At 71.5% G+C, this 15,638-nt stretch carries 14 protein-coding genes; 3 read left to right on the forward strand and 11 right to left on the reverse strand.

Going from position 1 to position 15,638, the window contains the following annotated elements; translation table 11 throughout:
* The first annotated feature begins 78 nt into the window (after positions 1–78).
* Positions 79–1,296, forward strand: a complete 1,218-nt coding sequence (locus GE300_RS12355; RefSeq protein ID WP_154446883.1) for an MFS transporter — start codon at positions 79–81, stop codon at positions 1,294–1,296.
* A 10-nt stretch (positions 1,297–1,306) separates the two neighbouring features.
* Here GE300_RS12355 and GE300_RS12360 read toward each other — a convergent pair whose 3' ends face one another.
* From GE300_RS12360 to GE300_RS12410, 11 genes are all read right to left on the reverse strand, one after another.
* Complete coding sequence (locus GE300_RS12360) at positions 1,307–2,380, reverse strand: peptidoglycan-binding domain-containing protein (protein ID WP_154446884.1); 1,074 nt, start codon at positions 2,378–2,380, stop codon at positions 1,307–1,309.
* A 54-nt stretch (positions 2,381–2,434) separates the two neighbouring features.
* Positions 2,435–3,673 carry a phenylacetate--CoA ligase family protein gene (locus GE300_RS12365; RefSeq protein ID WP_154446885.1) on the reverse strand — a complete coding sequence of 413 codons (1,239 nt, stop codon included), beginning with the start codon at positions 3,671–3,673 and terminating at the stop codon, positions 2,435–2,437.
* A 228-nt stretch (positions 3,674–3,901) separates the two neighbouring features.
* Positions 3,902–4,546: a hypothetical protein gene (locus GE300_RS12370; protein ID WP_154446886.1), complete on the reverse strand. Its 645-nt coding sequence runs from the start codon at positions 4,544–4,546 to the stop codon at positions 3,902–3,904.
* 48 nt (positions 4,547–4,594) lie between these two features.
* Positions 4,595–5,416 carry an ABC transporter ATP-binding protein gene (locus GE300_RS12375; RefSeq protein ID WP_154446887.1) on the reverse strand — a complete coding sequence of 274 codons (822 nt, stop codon included), beginning with the start codon at positions 5,414–5,416 and terminating at the stop codon, positions 4,595–4,597.
* Positions 5,417–5,471: 55 nt separating this feature from the next.
* Positions 5,472–6,758: an ABC transporter substrate-binding protein gene (locus tag GE300_RS12380; RefSeq protein WP_154446888.1), complete on the reverse strand. Its 1,287-nt coding sequence runs from the start codon at positions 6,756–6,758 to the stop codon at positions 5,472–5,474.
* Positions 6,759–6,818: 60 nt separating this feature from the next.
* A complete protein-coding gene (locus GE300_RS12385; protein WP_154446889.1) occupies positions 6,819–7,895 on the reverse strand; it encodes a branched-chain amino acid ABC transporter permease in 1,077 nt (358 codons plus the stop codon).
* A 40-nt stretch (positions 7,896–7,935) separates the two neighbouring features.
* Positions 7,936–8,328 carry a hypothetical protein gene (locus GE300_RS12390; protein WP_154446890.1) on the reverse strand — a complete coding sequence of 131 codons (393 nt, stop codon included), beginning with the start codon at positions 8,326–8,328 and terminating at the stop codon, positions 7,936–7,938.
* 117 nt (positions 8,329–8,445) lie between these two features.
* Positions 8,446–9,447 (reverse strand): branched-chain amino acid ABC transporter permease, encoded by a 1,002-nt coding sequence (locus tag GE300_RS12395; protein WP_154446891.1) that lies wholly within the window; start codon positions 9,445–9,447, stop codon positions 8,446–8,448.
* Positions 9,448–9,450: 3 nt separating this feature from the next.
* The gene (locus GE300_RS12400) at positions 9,451–10,002 is read right to left on the reverse strand and encodes a hypothetical protein (RefSeq protein ID WP_154446892.1); all 552 of its coding nucleotides are present in this window, start codon (positions 10,000–10,002) and stop codon (positions 9,451–9,453) included.
* Positions 9,995–10,810 carry an ABC transporter ATP-binding protein gene (locus GE300_RS12405; protein ID WP_154446893.1) on the reverse strand — a complete coding sequence of 272 codons (816 nt, stop codon included), beginning with the start codon at positions 10,808–10,810 and terminating at the stop codon, positions 9,995–9,997. The genes GE300_RS12400 and GE300_RS12405 overlap by 8 nt, the downstream gene beginning before the upstream one ends.
* Positions 10,807–12,768 carry an AMP-binding protein gene (locus tag GE300_RS12410; protein ID WP_154446894.1) on the reverse strand — a complete coding sequence of 654 codons (1,962 nt, stop codon included), beginning with the start codon at positions 12,766–12,768 and terminating at the stop codon, positions 10,807–10,809. The genes GE300_RS12405 and GE300_RS12410 overlap by 4 nt, the downstream gene beginning before the upstream one ends.
* Before the next feature lie 208 nt (positions 12,769–12,976).
* Here GE300_RS12410 and GE300_RS12415 point away from each other — a divergent pair, with 208 nt between their 5' ends.
* Both GE300_RS12415 and GE300_RS12420 read left to right on the forward strand, forming a co-directional pair.
* Positions 12,977–13,513, forward strand: a complete 537-nt coding sequence (locus tag GE300_RS12415; protein ID WP_233416978.1) for an RNA polymerase sigma factor — start codon at positions 12,977–12,979, stop codon at positions 13,511–13,513.
* On the forward strand, positions 13,510–15,591 hold the full coding sequence (locus tag GE300_RS12420) for a vWA domain-containing protein (RefSeq protein WP_154446896.1): 2,082 nt from the start codon (positions 13,510–13,512) through the stop codon (positions 15,589–15,591). Before GE300_RS12415 ends, GE300_RS12420 begins: the two co-directional genes overlap by 4 nt.
* The last annotated feature ends 47 nt before the right edge of the window (positions 15,592–15,638 follow it).

Below are 15,638 nucleotides of genomic sequence, written 5' to 3' on the forward strand. Positions count from 1 at the left end.
CCCTGTGGTTGTCAGGCGCGGGCAGCTTAGCACAGCGGCGCGGTTGACGCTGCCGCGGCGGTCGCCATTGTGTCGCGGATGAGCGCCGCAGCCGAACACGACAGCCGCTATTCCTGGGTCCGCCTGGGGCTGACCCTGCTGATCGCCACCGTCGGCAACGCCGGGATGTGGGCGATCATCGTGGTGCTGCCGCAGGTGCAGGCGGAATTCGGCGTCGGCCGCGCCGGCGCCGCGCTGCCCTACACGCTGACCATGGTGGGCTATGCGCTGGGCAACCTGCTGATCGGCCGGGCGGTGGACCGGTTCGGCGTCACCGCCGCGCTGAGCGCCGCCGCCCTGGGCCTGGGCGCGGGCTTTGCCGCCGCCGCCGCCGCGCCGTCGCTGATGGTGCTGTCGGCGGTGCAGCTGCTGATCGGGATCTGCACGGCGGCGAGTTTCGGGCCGCTGATCGCCGACATCTCGCACTGGTTCCTGCGCCGGCGCGGCATCGCCGTGGCGGTGGCGGCCAGCGGCAACTACCTGTCTGGCGCGATCTGGCCCACAGCCCTGGCCGGCACGTTGACTGAGCATGGCTGGCGCGGCGCCTACCTGACGCTGGCGGTCGTCAGCGTCGCGGCGATGCTGCCGCTGGCGCAGACCCTGCGCCGCCGGCTGAGCGCCGAGGCCACCGGCCGCGCCCGCGCCGACGCCGCCGGACGGGCGCGGACGGTGCGCTTTCCGCCGGCCCGGCTGCAGCGGTTGCTGGCGCTGGCCGGCGTGGGCTGTTGCGTGGCGATGTCGATGCCGCAGGTGCACATCGTCGCGCTGAGCGTCGATCTGGGCTACGGGCCGGCGGCGGGCGCGCAGATGCTGTCGCTGATGCTGCTGGGCGGCGTCGCCTCGCGGCTGGTCTCGGGGTTCCTGGCCGATGCGCTGGGGGGTGTGCGCACGCTGCTGATCGGCTCGGCCCTGCAATGCCTGGCGCTGTTCCTGTACCTGCCGTTCGACGGGCTGATGTCGTTGTACGTCGTCAGCCTGGTGTTCGGCCTGTCCCAGGGCGGCATCGTGCCCAGCTATGCCATCGTGGTGCGCGAGTACATGCCGCCCGCCGAGGCCGGCGCGCGCGTCGGCTTCGTGATCATGGCGACGATCGTCGGCATGGCGCTGGGCGGCTGGATGTCGGGCTGGATCCATGACCTGACCGGCAGCTACCGCATGGCGTTCCTGAACGGGATCGCCTGGAACATGCTGAACATCCTGATCCTGCTGGCGATCCTGCTGCGCTCTCAGGGGCGGCGGGCGCCGGCCGCCGCCTGAGGGGCGGGGCCTAGCCGCCCTCGGCGACGATCAGGCGCTGCACCGTGGCGGTGTTGAAATAGCCGGTCGGCGTCAGCCCGGCGCGGGCCTGGAAGGCGGCGACCGCCTGCCGGGTACGCCGGTCGATGGTGCCGTCCGGCGCGCCGATGTCGAAGCCCATCGCCGACAGCCGCCGCTCCAGCTCGGTGACGCTGGCGACGGTCAGCGCCAGCCCGACCTCGATCTCGCGGTAGCGGCCGACGCGCTGCGCGGTCTCGGCCGCGGTCTCGAGCGTCTCGATCCGGTCGCGGGCGCGGTCGGCGAAGCGGCCCTGACCCCAGTCGCGCAGGAAGGTGCGGTACGCCTGCAGCGTGTCGACGTCGCGCGCCGCGTCCCAGGCGATCCGCTCCTGGTCGGGAAGATCCTCGGGCAGGCCGGGTGCGGGCGCCGGCGCGGCGGCGGGGTCGGGTCCGGGCGCGGCCGCGCCAAGGCGCAGCAGGTCCGAGACCAGCCCGGCGAACACCACGCCCTCGGCGTCGGCGTCGATCTCGACCGCGGTGCGGTTCGCCGCCAGCATCTGCTCGGCCAGCACCCGGTCGACGTCCTCGGGCGCGCCGGCCAGCACCAGCACGCCCTGCGGCACCGTCATCGCGCGCCCGTCCGGCCCGCCGGGGGTGGCCAGCGCCAGCAGGCTGTGCCCGGGCCGGCGCGCGGCGATGTCGAGGAACAGCGCCATCGGCACGCCTTCGGTCAGCAGTTCGGCCGGGGTGTCGCCGTCGGTGCCGGCGGGCAGCAGCACGGTCAGCCCGGCGGCGGTGGCGGCGCGGCCGGTCAGGTGCAGCACCAGCCGGTCGGCGTCCGCCGCCCGCCGCTCGAACCCGGTGAGCAGCGCGGTCAGCGCGGCGCGGTCCGGATCGAGCGCCTCGGTCACCTCGTAGCCGGCGGCGCGGAACGCGTCGGCGACGGCGGCGTGGCGGCCGGGTTGGCCGGCGGCGCCGTCCGACAGGATCAGCGCAAGATCCGCCGCGGCGGCGGATCCACCCGCAAGGCCCAGGCCCAGCGCCAGCGCGCGCAGCAGCGCGAGGGGTGTCGTGATCCGGGGCATCGGCTCTCCAACCGGTTGTGATCTCCGCACGAAACCCGTCCGCCGGCCGCGCTGTCAAGCCCGCGGCGGCTGGTCGTAGCGGCGCGTGTCCTCGATCACCAGCCCGTCGTTGGGCAGCGTGCCGGGCGCGACCACCTCAACCGTGCCGGACAGCTTCAGCACCTCGGGCAGGCTGGCGGCGACGGCGGCGGCGATGTCGCGGTCCGACTCGACGCGCACGGTCAGCGAGTCGCGCTCGTCCGCGCGTCCGGCGACGACGCGGATCCGGGCCGCCTCGGGGTGGCGGGCGGCGAGTTCTGCCACCTGTTCGGGGCGCACGAACATGCCCTTGATCTTGGTGGTCTGATCGGCGCGGCCCATCCAGCCGCGGATGCACATGTTGGTGCGCCCGCAGGGGCTGGTCCCCGGCAGCACGGCGGACAGATCGCCGGTGGCGAAGCGGATCAGCGGGTAGTCCGGGTTCAGCGACGTCACCAGCACCTCGCCGACCTCGCCGTCGGGCAGCGGATCGCCGGTGCCGGGGCGGACGATCTCGACGATCACGCCGTCGTCGACCACCATGCCCTCGGGGGCGCCGGTCTCGTAGGCGATCAGGCCCAGATCGGCGGTGGCGTAGCACTGCCGGCAGGTGATGCCGCGCCCGGCGTAATAGGCGCGCAGGCTGGGAAACAGCGCCCCGCCCGAGACCGCGGCGCTGGTGAAGGCCAGTTCCTGCCCCATCTCGTCGGCCTTCTCCAGGATCAGCTTCAGAAAGTCCGGCGTGCCGGCGTAGGCGGTGCAGCGCAGATGCGCCGCCGCCTGCACCTGCTGCTCGGTCTGGCCGGTGCCGGCGGGCAGGACGGTCGCGCCCACCGCGGCGCAGGCGTTCTCGAACATCGCGCCGGCGGGGGTCAGGTGGTAGGAGAAGCAGTTCTGCACCAGATCGTCCGGACCGATGCCCAGCGCGTGCACGAAGCGGCCGACGCGCCACCAGTCGTGCGCGCCGCCGCCGGGCTCGAAGATCGGGCCGGGCGACATAAACACCTGGGCGAACCCCGACACCGGCCGCGCCGCCAGCCCGCCCAGCGGCGGATGCGCGGCCTGCGCCGCGGCCAGGTCGGCCTTGCGCAGCACCGGCAGGCGGGCCAGCGCGGCGCGGTCGGTCACAGCCGCCGCGTCGACCCCGTCCAGACGCGCCGCGATGCCCGGCGCATGCGCCCGCGCCCGCGCGATCTGCGCCGGCAATTTCCGCGCCAGGTCGGCGGCGCGCTCGTCGGCGCTGCGGATTTCCAGGCTGTCATAGTGCGGGCGCATGGCGGCCTCCTTCGGTTGGTTCGCCGCGGCGATCGGACCCCGCGCCGGGCGCCGGGTCAAGCGCCGTGCGCGGCGCGCCCCGGCTCGAATTTCCGGCGCGCGATGTTGGTCACGCCGTCGGCGCCGGGCGCCGGGGTGCGGCAGGGCCCCTAGGTGCCGTCCGCGGCGGTCATGGCGGCGCTGCCCGCCGCAGCGGCGTTTCGGGGCGCATCCGGCCGCGCCCGCGCATCAGCCCGCCGCCCGGCGCACGGCGTCCGAGGGTCCTTCCAGCGCGGCACGGGTCAGGGCCGCGACCAGCCGGGTGAATCCCCGGCGCGAGGGCGCGAGGCGGACCAGCGCCTCGGCGTCGGCGGGCAGGCCCAGCGCGCGGGCGGCATCGAGGCAGGGGCCCTCGGCGAACGGAAACAGCACGTCCCAGACCAGCTGCGCCTCGCGGCAGAAGATCTGCGCGCCGGTGGCGCCGATGCCGCGCACCTGGCGCAGCCGCTGCAGCACGTCGGCGCGGTCGCAGGCATCGGCCACCAGACGGCGCAGATCGCCGCCGTAGCGGTCGGCGACCAGCCGCGCGGCGTCGTGCAGGTAATCCGCGCCCTGGTTGTCGTAGCGGGCATAGCCGTTGGCGTTCAGCACCCGCACCCGCGCGGCGCGGTCGCTGGCCAGCACCGCGCCCGCGGTCGCCAACCCATCGGCCCTGAGCGCGGCGGCGGCGCGCACCGCCTGCGCAGCGTCGATCCGCGCCGACATCAGCAGCGCGGCCGACAGCCACAGGAACCATTGCGCCGGCTCGTCGCGGCCCAGCTCGATGCCGGCCTGTTCGCTGTAGAGCACGCCCTGGCTGTCGATCAGCGCCTCGACGACGTCCTGCTTGCCCATCTTCTTCCCCTCGGAGGTGAAACGGCGCCCGGCGGGCGCCGGTTCCACTCAGCTGAGCCAGCGCTTGCGGCGGCGGTAGGAGCGCACGTCGCGGAACGACTTGCGCCCGCTGTCCGACATGCCGAGGTAGAATTCCTTCACGTCCGGATTCTCGCGCAGCTCGGCGGCGGGTCCGTCCATCACCACCCGGCCCGATTCGAGAATATACCCGTAATGCGCGAAACGCAGCGCCACGTTGGTGTTCTGCTCGGCCAGCAGGAAGGACACGCCCTCGTTCTCGTTCAGCGACCGGACGATGCCGAAGATCTCCTCGACCAGCTGCGGGGCCAGGCCCATCGACGGCTCGTCCAGCAGGATCGTCTCGGGGCGGGACATCAGCGCGCGGCCGATGGCGCACATCTGCTGCTCGCCGCCCGAGGTGTAGCCGGCCTGGCTGCGGCGGCGCTCCTTGAGCCGCGGGAAGTAGGAATAGACCAGCTCCAGATCGGCCTCGACCGCGGCGCGGCCGTCGCGGCGGGTGTAGGCGCCGGTCATCAGGTTCTCCTCTACGGTCAGGTGCTCGAAGCAGTGCCGGCCCTCCATCACCTGGATCACGCCCTTGCGCACCAGGTCCGACGGGCTGAGGTTGGCGACCGGCTGGCCGTGGTAGAGGATGCTGCCCTTGGTGATCTCGCCGCGCTCGGACTGCAGCAGGTTCGAGATCGCCTTCAGCGTCGTGGTCTTGCCGGCGCCGTTGCCGCCCAGCAGCGCGGTGATGCCGCCCTTGGGCACCGACAGGCTGACGCCCTTCAGCACCAGGATCACATGGTTGTAGATCACCTCGATGTTGTTGACCTCGAGCAGCTGGCGGTCGTCGGTCCGGTCGAACATGGGCGGGTTCCCGTCACTGGGCCCGCCCCCGGCCGGGGCCGGGGGCGGGCGGCTTTCAGCAGTCGCGCGGCGTGATGCCGTTCTCGGCGGCATAGGCGGCGCTGTCCTCGTCGATCAGCTTCTGGATCAGCTCGCGGTCGGCGGCGATGAAGTCGGTGATCGGCGTCCAGGTCCTGGCCTCGGCGTCCCATTGCTGGACCAGGGCCACGCCGGGGCCGGCGTGGTTGGCGCAGCTGACCTCGACGGCGGGGCCGAAACTGGGCATGCCCAGCTCGGCCATGCGGTCCTCGGTCAGGTTCAGCGCCTCCATGCCGTCGCGCATCTGCGCGGCGTTGATCGCGCTGGTGCCGTGGATCTCCTGCGCGGTGCGGGCGGCCTCGGCGGCCAGCATCGCGGCGTAGAGACCGCGGTTGTACTGCACCTGACCGACGCTGCTGCCGTCGCCGGCGGCCAGGCCCTTGTCGACGACATGGGTCCTGATGTCGTCGAAGATCGGGAAGTCGGTGCCGACGCCGGTGAAGTTCACCGACTTGTAGCCGTGCGCGCCCTTGCCGGCGGGCATCACGTCGGGCTCGGCCCCCGACCACCAGACGCCGATGAAGTTCTCCATCGGGTAGCGGATGTTGGCGGCTTCCTGGATCGCGACCTGGTTCATAACCCCCCAGCCCCAGAAGAACACGAAGTCGGGCCGCTCGCGCCGGATCTGCAGCCATTGCGACTTCTGCTCCTGGCCGGGGCTGTCGACCGGGATCAGCGTCAGGTCGAAGCCCTCGCGCTCGGCCAGGGTCTCGAGCGTGCGAATCGGCTCCTTGCCGTAGGCCGAGTTGTGGTGCAGCAGGGCGATGGTCTTGCCCTGAAGGCTGCCGTCGGACATGTCCTTGGCGTGCTGGGTCATGATCGAGGCGGCGTCCCAGTAGTTGCCGGGGTAGTTGAACACCCATTCGAACACGGTGCCGTTCGCCGCCGAGGTGCGCCCGTAGCCCATCGAATGGATCGGGATGCCGTCGGCGCTGGCCTTGGGGATCAGCTGGTAGGTGATGCCGGTCGACAGCGGCTGGTAGACCAGCGCGCCCTCGCCCTTGGTCGCCTCGTAGCACTCGACGCCCTTTTCGGTGTTGTAGCCGGTCTCGCAGGGGAGGACGCGGGTCATCTCGCCGCCGATGCCGCCGTCGCGCTCGTTCAGCAGGGTGAAATAGTCGGTGTAGCCGTCGGCGAAGGGGATGCCGCTGGCGGCGAACGGGCCGGTGCGGTAGTCGAGCGAGGGAAACACCAGCTCGGCCATCGCCGGCCCCGCGGCCAGCAGCGCCGCCGCCAGCGCGGCGGCCTGTCGTGTCAGTCTCATGGTTCGATCCTCCCAGTTCTTCGGATGTCCGGGTGGTCCCGGTTTGCTTGGTGCCCGCCCCTAGTGCGGGAAGGGCCAGAGGCGCAGCTTCTCCTTGGCGGTGCGCCACAGGGCGGCCAGCCCGTGCGGCTCGACCACCAGGAAGAAGACGATCAGCGCGCCGACGATCATGAACTCGAAATGCGCCGCGATCGCGGTGGGCCAGGACAGCGTGTCGACCATCAGGTTCTTCAGCAGCACCGGCATCAGCACCATGAACGCCGCCCCCGCGAACGAGCCGAAGATCGAGCCCAGGCCGCCGATGATGATCATGAACAGCGCCAGGAACGACTTGTTGATGCCGAACGCCTCGCCGACCTCGACCGCGCCCAGGTAGACGGTGAAGAACAGCGCCCCGCCGACGCCGACGAAGAAGGACGAGATCGCGAACGCCGACAGCTTGGCCCGCAGCGGGTTCACGCCGATGATCTCGGCGGCGATGTCCATGTCGCGGATCGCCATCCACGACCGGCCCAGCCGCCCGCGCGTCAGGTTCCGCGCCAGCCAGGCGAGGGCGAACAGGATCACCAGGCAGAACAGGTATTTCGGCACCGCCCCGGCCTGCGGCCCGGTCACCGCCATGCCCAGGATGCTGCGCTCCGGCGCGGTGATCTGCCCCGAGGCCGAGTTGTTGTAGAACCACGGCACCCGGTTGAACAGCCACACCAGGAAGAACTGCGCCGCCAGCGTCGCCACCGCCAGGTAGAAGCCCTTGATCCGCAGGCTGGGCAGCCCGAACAGCATCCCCACCGCGGCCGTCACCCCGCCCGACAGCAGCACCACGAACAGAATGTTCAGTTCGGGCGCGGCGGTCATGATCTTGTAGGCGGCATAGGCGCCCACCGCCATGAACCCCCCGGTGCCCAGGCTGACCTGCCCGCAATAGCCGGTCAGGATGTTCAGACCGATCGCCACGATCGCCCAGATCAGGAACGGGATCATCACCGCGTTGGCGGTGTATTCGGTCAGCACCAGCGGGATGCCGACGAAGCCCACCAGCAGCACGAAGTAGTAGCGCCAGCGGTCGAAGGCGATCGGGAAGGTCTGCCCGTCGTCGCGGTAGCTGGTCTTGAAGTCGCCGGCCTCGCGATAGAACATCAGCGCGCCCCCTGCCGCTGCGGGCGCTGCGGGCGCCGCCCTACATCGGGCGCCGCTGCCGGCCCGGGCGCGGCAGCAGTTCCAGCAGCTCGGGCGCGCGCCAGGCGATCAGCGCCGCGCCGCCGGCGAAGGCCGGCAGGAACCAGATCCCGAAGCCGTGCAGCCCCGCCACCGCGAACAGCGCCGGCGTGCCCCAGACGATCACCGGATCGCCCCCCTGCCCGGTGCGGTCCAGCCGCGGCAGCAGCGCGCGCAGCAGCGCGTAGGTCAGCAGCGCCAGCGCCAGCACCATCACCGGCACCAGCGGGTAGTAGATCCAGCCCAGCCAGCCGCGCAGCAGCACGATCAGGTAGGCCAGCAGCGCCGCGCCCAGAATCGTGCGCGGCGCCAGCGTCTCGTCCTCGCGGAACAGGCGGTTGCAGATCCGGTCCATCGTCGGCGCCCCCTCTCCGAGCCGGGGCGTGCGTGCGCCCGGCGGTGTCAGGAAACCGGATGGCGGCGCGCGAGGCAAACCAAAACTGCACGGGACGGCAAAGCTGGCGCGGCATGGTCAGACCCTTTCGATGATGCGTTCGCCGAACAGGCCCTGGGGCCGGAACACCAGGAACAGCAGCGCCAGCACGTAGGCGAACCAGTTCTCGGTCGCGCCGCCGATCAGCGGGCCGACCGAGAATTCGAACAGCTTCTCGCCGACGCCGATGATCAGCCCGCCGACGATCGCGCCGGGGATCGAGGTGAACCCGCCCAGCATCAGCACCGGCAGCGCCTTGAGCGCGATCAGGCTGAGCGAGAACTGCACCCCCAGCTTGGCGCCCCACATGATCCCCGCGACCAGCGCCACGAACCCGGCGATCGACCAGACGATCACCCAGATCACCCGCAGGCTGATGCCCACCGACAGCGCCGCCTGGTGGTCGTCGGCCACCGCGCGCAGCGCCCGGCCGGTGCGGGTGTACTGCGAGAACAGCATCAGCGCCGCCACCAGCGCCACCGCGATCACGGTGGCCCAGACATCCAGCAGGTCGATGTACATGCCGTAGTAGTCCGCGCCCTCGGCGGCCCAGCCGCGGGTCACGTCCTCGAGCCAGAACGACCCGCCCGACGGCAGGCCGACGTCCAGCGTCTTCAGGTCCGAGCCCCACATCAGGTCGCCCAGCCCCTCCATGAAATAGGCCAGGCCGATGGTGGCCATGAACAGGATGATCGGCGCCTGGTTGACCAGGTGGCGCAGCACCAGCGCATTCACCGCCCAGGCGAACAGCACCATCACCCCCAGCGCCAGCAGGATCGCCAGCAGCGTCGGCACGGTCCAGCCGAAATCGCGCACCTCGGTGCCGAACACGGCGTTGATCAGGTGCGCGAACGGCACCTGCCCCTGCTGGATGCCGACCAGGGTCAGCGCCGCGAACAGCGCCATCACCCCCTGGGCGTAGTTGAAGATGCCGCTGGCCTTGAAGATCAGCACGAAGCCCAGCGCCACCAGCGCGTACATCACGCCCGCCATCAGCCCGTTCAGGATCACTTCCAGCGTGTAGAGGAAGGTGGGGGACATGGCTCAGGCCTCGGCGTTGATTTCGAGCGCGCGGATACGGACGGTGCCCGCCGCCGGATCCGCCTCGAAGTGGATGTTCAGGCGCGGCTCGCGCCACAGCGTGCTGTCCAGCACCGCCGGCGCGTCGCCGGGCACGCGGCGATAGCGCCCTTCGGCGATCGCCTGCTGCGCCCAGGCCTCGAACGCCGCGGCCACCGCCACGATGTCGGCGCGGGCATCGACGGTGCAGGCGGTCAGCTCGTCCGGCGCGGCGCCCGACAGGCTGAGGTAGATGCCCTCGCCCATCGCCCAGGTCTCGGCCCCGGCGGGCGGGCGCAGCCAGTCCGGCAGCGCCTGCGGCCGGCCGACGTCCGACAGGTCCGGCACGGCGACATCCTCCAGCGGCGCGATGCAGCGCTCCAGCGCCACGATCCAGGCGCGCGGCGCGGCCGCGTCCTGCGCCGCCAGCGGCGCGGCGGCCAGACACGCCAGCGCCAGCGCCGGCCACGCGCGCCGGGCGGGCGGCGGGGTGGGCGGGCGGGAGCCGACCGCCCGGCGCGCCGGCGCGCTAGTCATGCGCCACGCCCAGGTAGGCATCGATCACCTGCGGGTTGGACCGCACCTCGTCCGGGGTGCCGTCGCCGATCTTGGCGCCGTAGTCCATCACCACCACCCGGTCCGAGATGTCCATCACCACGCCCATGTCGTGCTCGATCAGCGCGATGGTGGTGCCGAACTCGTCGTTCACGTCCAGGATGAAGCGGCTCATGTCCTCCTTCTCCTCGACGTTCATGCCCGCCATCGGCTCGTCCAGCAGCAGCAGCTTCGGCTCGGCGGCCAGGGCGCGGCCCAGTTCGACCCGTTTCTGCAGCCCGTAGGGCAGCCGGCCCACCGGCGTCTTGCGGATCGCCTGGATCTCGAGGAAGTCGATGATGTGCTCGACGAAGGCGCGGTTCGCGACCTCCTCGCGCTCGGCCGGGCCGGCCCAGACCGCCTGCTGCCACCACGGCGCGCGCATCCGGGTGAAGCGGCCGGTCATGATGTTGTCCAGCGTCGACATGCCCTTGAACAGGGCGATGTTCTGGAACGTCCGGGCGATGCCCTGGTGGGCGATCTGGTGCGGCTTCATCGGCTTTCGCCGCTGGCCGCGGAACCAGACCTCGCCCTCCTGCGGGTGGTAGAAGCCGTTGATCACGTTCAGCATCGACGACTTGCCGGCGCCGTTCGGGCCGATGATCGCGCGGATCTCGCCCGCGCGGATGTCGAAGCTGATGCCCCGGATCGCCACCACGCCGCCGAAGCGCAGGGTGATGTCGCGCATCTCCATCAGCACCTCGGCGGGCGCCTGCGCCGGGGCCGGACCGGACTGCGGGGCGACGCTCATTCCGCCGCCATCCGCGTGCCCGAGGCGCCGACCTTGGCGTCGCGGATCTCCAGCGTCGCGCGGATGCTGCCCTTGCGGCCGTCCTCGTAGGTGACCTCGGTCTCGGTGGCGATGGTCCCGGAGCCGTCGTAGAGCGCGTCGATCAGGTCGGCGTACTTCTGCTCGATGATCCGCCGGCGCACCTTGCGGGTGCGGGTCAGCTCGCCGTCGTCGGGGTCCAGCTCCTTGTGCAGGATCAGGAAGCGGTGCACCTGGCAGCCCGACAGCGTCTCGTCCTGCGCCAGGTCGGCGTTCACCGCCTCGACATGCTCCTGGATCATCGCGTAGACGCGCGGGTGCGCGGCGAGTTCCTGGTAGCTGGCGTAGGCGATGTTGTTGCGCTCGGCCCAGTTGCCGACCGCGTTCAGGTCGATGTTGACGAAGGCGCAGCACATCCGCCGGTCGGCGCCGAACACCACCGCCTCGAGGATGTTGGGATAGAACTTCAGCTTGTTCTCGACGTATTTCGGCGCGAACAGCGCCCCCGATGCCAGCTTGCCGACGTCCTTGGCGCGGTCGATGATCCGCAGATGGCCGGTGCCGTCCTCCAGGAAGCCGGCGTCGCCGGTCGCCACCCAGCCCTCGGCGTCCTTGGTCGCGGCGGTGCTGTCGGGGTTCTTGTAGTATTCCACGAACACCCCGGGCGAGCGGTAGAACACCTCGCCCGACTCGGCAATGCGCAGCTCGACCCCCGGCGTCGGCGGCCCGACGGTGTCGACGCGCACGTCGCCGTCGGCCTGCTGGGTGATGAACACGCTGGCCTCGGTCTGCCCGTAGAGCTGCTTCAGGTTGATCCCGATCGCGCGGTAGAAGCCGAACAGCTCGGGGCCGATCGCCTCGCCGGCGGTGTAGGCGACGCGCACCCGGCTGAGGCCCAGCGCGTTCTTCAGCGGCGCGAACACCAGCGCCTCGCCCAGCCGGTAGCGCAGCCGGTCGCGCAGGCCGACCGGCGCGCCGTCCAGCAGTGCGCCGCCGACCCGGCCCGCCAGCGCCATCGCGCGGCGGTACAGCGCCTGCTTGACCGGCGCGGCGTCCTCCATGCGGATGGTGACGCTGGTCAGCAGCCCCTCGAAGAACCGCGGCGGGGCGAAGAAATAGCTGGGGCCGATCTCGCGCAGGTCCTGCTGCATCGTCGCCTCGCTTTCCGGGCAGCAGACGCAGAAGCCGACCCAGTAGGCCTGGCCCATCGAGAAGATGAAGTCGCCGACCCAGGCCATCGGCAGGTAGGCGAGGATCGAATCCGTCGGCCGCAGCGCGTCGACCTCAGCCGCGGCGCGGGCGGTCAGGATGATGTTGTCGTGGCTCAGCACCACGCCCTTGGGCCGCCCGGTGGTGCCCGAGGTGTAGAGCATCACGCAGGTGTCGGCGCCGCCGAGCGCGGCGCTGCGGGCGGTCAGCTCGGCCGCGTGGGCGTCGTCGCGCCCGGCGTCGGCGACGGCGGCATATCGGTGCAGGCGCGCGTGGTCGTAGCGGCGCAGGCCGCGCGGGTCGAGATAGATGATCCGCTCAAGCCGCGGCAGACGGTCCTGGATCTCCAGCAGCTTGTCGACCTGTTCCTGGTCCTCGACCACGGCGAAGCGCGCGTCGCAATGGTCCAGCACATAGGCGATCTCGTCGGCGACCGAGTCCTGGTAGACCGGCACCGGGATCGCCCCCGCCGCCTGCGCCGATGCCATCGCCCAGTACAGGTGCGGCCGGTTGGTGCCGACGATGGCGACATGATCGCCCACCGCCAGACCCAGCCCGATCAGGCCGCGGGCGAAGGCGCGGATCTCGGTCCCGGCCTCGGCCCAGGTCCAGCTTTGCCAGATGCCGAATTCCTTTTCGCGGTACGCCGGGCGCGCGCCGAAGTCGGCGACGTTCCGCGCCAGCAACCGGGGAAATGTATCCAGCCGCGCGGCCGGATCCGCATCGCCCATCAGATCTCCTCCCTTGGCGGGTCGTTGCCCGCCGGCCGGCGTCTCGCGCGCCGTCCCTTGATCCTAGCAACAAACGTTCGCCGGTAAACAGAAAAATTGAACTACCGTTCATTTCCGCGGCGGCAACCTGCCGGGGTGACGGCGCGCGGAAAAAAACCCAAGCTGCCGCCAAGGACCGGCGCCTGGGCCGCGTCGAAGGATCATGAGGATGGAGCCGAGCGACCGTGCGCTGGTGGACCGTGCCCTGGCGGGCGACGCCGGGGCCTTCGGCCTGCTGGTCGCGCGGCACTACGACCGCATCTTCCGCGTCGCGTGGCGGGTGCTGGGCAGCCAGGCCGACGCCGAGGATCTGGCGCAGGACGTCTGCGCCGCCCTGCCCGGCAAGCTGGACGGGTTCCGCGCCGAGGCGCGGTTCACCACCTGGCTGCACCGGGTGGTGGTGAATGCCGCCCGCGACCGGCTGCGCCGCCACGCCACCCATGCCCGCGCCGTCCAGGGCTGGGGCGATGTCGAGACGCTGCGCCGGGACGAGGCGCGGCAGGCCGCCGACCAGCAGGAATGGCTGGTCCGGGCGATGACGGCCCTGCCCCTCGATCTGCGCGAGACCGTCGCGCTGGTGCTGGGCGAGGAGATGACACATGCCGAGGCCGCAGCAGCACTGGGCGTCTCGGAAGGAACCGTCAGCTGGCGCATGAGCGAGGTTCGCAAGCGCCTGCGCCGGCTGGCCGAGGAGGAACGGGCATGACCGATCCGCTGGACGATCTGAAGAAGGCGCTGAAGGCGCAGCAGCCGCGGCCCCGACCCGAGGCCCGCGCCGCCGCCCTGCGCGCCGCGGCCGAGGCGTTCGACGAAAAAAGATCCGCCGCCGCCCAAGGAACGGCGGATTTGGCGCGTCCCACCCAGGACCGACCCGACAGGCGGGCCGGATTCCGGAGGGGAGTTCTGACCATGTTTTCCAACCTGACGCAGCCGCGCATCCTGATGGGCACCTCGGCCCTGGCCACGGTGGTGATCGCCGTCGCCATCACCCAGAACCTGCCGCTGGGCGGCAGCGGGATCTCGCCCGCCGAGCTGACCGGCGCCGTGGACGAGCGGACCCGCGCCGACGGCGCCCGCCGCGCCGTGCGGCCGCCGGCCCAGTCGCCGGCCCCCGCGCCGCAGACGCGAACCGAGGCGGTCGAAGAGCAACCGGCCGCGCGGCGCGCGGACGCCGGTGACGCCGATGACGCCAACGCGCCCGTCGCCGAGTTCGAGGCGCTGGCCGACGCCCCCGCCGAGACGCGCACACGCGATCTTGTCGCCTCCCCGTCGTCGCAGGCGGCGCCGCCGCTCGCCCAGCGCCAGCTGGGCAAGATACAAGCCGAATCCTCGGCTGGCTTCCTGCCGCGCCCGATGCCGGAGCCGTTTCCCCAGGTGGTCGAGGGCAACACCGAGCGTTACCCGCAGGCGCAGCCGAACCCGCTTAAGCTGGTGGCGGACGAGCCGGTGTCCACCTTCTCGATCGACGTCGACACGGCCAGCTACGCGGTCGTCCGGTCCTCGTTGAACGCCGGGCAAATGCCGCCGCGAAACGCGGTGCGGGTCGAGGAGATGATCAACTACTTCGATTACGACTACCCCGCACCGGACAGCCGCGAGGTGCCGTTCGCGACCTCGGTCTCGGTCCAGCCGACGCCGTGGAACGACGGCACGCAGCTGCTGCACATCGGCATCCAGGGCTATGACATCGCACCCGCCGAGCGGCCGCCGCTGAACCTGGTGTTCCTGATCGACACCTCGGGCTCGATGAACGATCCGCGCAAGCTGCCGCTGCTGGTGAGGTCCTTCGGGCTGCTGCTGGACACGCTGGACGCGCGCGACACGGTCGCGATCGTGACCTATGCCGGGTCTGCCGGGCTGGTGCTGGAGCCGACCGCCGCGTCGGACAAGGTGACGATCCTGAACAGCCTCGACCGGCTGGCGGCGGGCGGGTCCACCGCCGGGCAGGCCGGGCTGCAGCAGGCCTATCAGGTGGCCGGGCGGATGGCGCAGGAGGGCGCGGTTAGCCGGGTGATCCTGGCGACGGACGGCGATTTCAACGTAGGCCTGTCCGACCCCGGGGCGCTGAAGGATTTCGTCGCCGAGCGGCGCGAGGACGGCACCTACCTGTCGGTGCTGGGCTTCGGGCGCGGCAACTACGACGACGCGATCACGCAGGCGCTGGCGCAGAACGGCAACGGCACGGCGGCCTATATCGACACCCTGGCCGAGGCGCAGAAGGTGCTGGTCGAGGACATGACCGGCGCGCTGTTCCCGATCGCCGACGACGTGAAGATCCAGATCGAGTTCAACCCGGCGCAGGTCAGCGAGTACCGGCTGATCGGCTACGAGACCCGCGCGCTGAATCGCGAGGATTTCAACGACGACACGGTGGACGCGGGCGAGATCGGCGCGGGCCATACCGTCACCGCGCTTTACGAGATCACGCCGGTCGGATCCTCGGCCGAACGGATCGGCGGGCTGCGCTATCAGTCCGAGCCGCAGCCGGTGGTGGACGACGGCGCGGAATACGCCTTCCTGAAACTGCGCTACAAGCTGCCGGGCGAGGAGACCTCGAAGCTGATCGAGACGCCGGTGCTGCCGGACCGGCAGGACATCGCGCCCGAGGAAACCCGCTTCGCCGCCGCCGTCGCCGGCTTCGGCCGGCTGCTGCGCGGCGAGACGCTGCCGGGCTGGAGCTGGGACGAGGCGCGCGAGCTGGCGGCGGCGAACCGCGGCGACGATCCCTACGGCTACCGCTCGGAACTGCTTTCGCTGATCCGCATGGCCGACGCGCTGGAGTAGGCACTCCGCCTGCGCGCCCGGTCGAGGCGGGCAGGCGCCCGGCGGGT

The sequence above is a fragment of the Halovulum marinum genome (assembly GCF_009697225.1).
GTDB lineage: Bacteria > Pseudomonadota > Alphaproteobacteria > Rhodobacterales > Rhodobacteraceae > Halovulum > Halovulum marinum.

Coding starts and splice junctions, on each gene's coding strand:
- GE300_RS12355 (WP_154446883.1), top strand. CDS start 79: ATGAGCGCCGCAGCCGAACACGACAGCCGCTATTCCTGGGTCCGCCTG.
- GE300_RS12360 (WP_154446884.1), bottom strand. CDS start 2,380: ATGCCCCGGATCACGACACCCCTCGCGCTGCTGCGCGCGCTGGCGCTG.
- GE300_RS12365 (WP_154446885.1), bottom strand. CDS start 3,673: ATGCGCCCGCACTATGACAGCCTGGAAATCCGCAGCGCCGACGAGCGC.
- GE300_RS12370 (WP_154446886.1), bottom strand. CDS start 4,546: ATGGGCAAGCAGGACGTCGTCGAGGCGCTGATCGACAGCCAGGGCGTG.
- GE300_RS12375 (WP_154446887.1), bottom strand. CDS start 5,416: ATGTTCGACCGGACCGACGACCGCCAGCTGCTCGAGGTCAACAACATC.
- GE300_RS12380 (WP_154446888.1), bottom strand. CDS start 6,758: ATGAGACTGACACGACAGGCCGCCGCGCTGGCGGCGGCGCTGCTGGCC.
- GE300_RS12385 (WP_154446889.1), bottom strand. CDS start 7,895: ATGTTCTATCGCGAGGCCGGCGACTTCAAGACCAGCTACCGCGACGAC.
- GE300_RS12390 (WP_154446890.1), bottom strand. CDS start 8,328: ATGGACCGGATCTGCAACCGCCTGTTCCGCGAGGACGAGACGCTGGCG.
- GE300_RS12395 (WP_154446891.1), bottom strand. CDS start 9,447: ATGTCCCCCACCTTCCTCTACACGCTGGAAGTGATCCTGAACGGGCTG.
- GE300_RS12400 (WP_154446892.1), bottom strand. CDS start 10,002: ATGACTAGCGCGCCGGCGCGCCGGGCGGTCGGCTCCCGCCCGCCCACC.
- GE300_RS12405 (WP_154446893.1), bottom strand. CDS start 10,810: ATGAGCGTCGCCCCGCAGTCCGGTCCGGCCCCGGCGCAGGCGCCCGCC.
- GE300_RS12410 (WP_154446894.1), bottom strand. CDS start 12,768: ATGGGCGATGCGGATCCGGCCGCGCGGCTGGATACATTTCCCCGGTTG.
- GE300_RS12415 (WP_233416978.1), top strand. CDS start 12,977: ATGGAGCCGAGCGACCGTGCGCTGGTGGACCGTGCCCTGGCGGGCGAC.
- GE300_RS12420 (WP_154446896.1), top strand. CDS start 13,510: ATGACCGATCCGCTGGACGATCTGAAGAAGGCGCTGAAGGCGCAGCAG.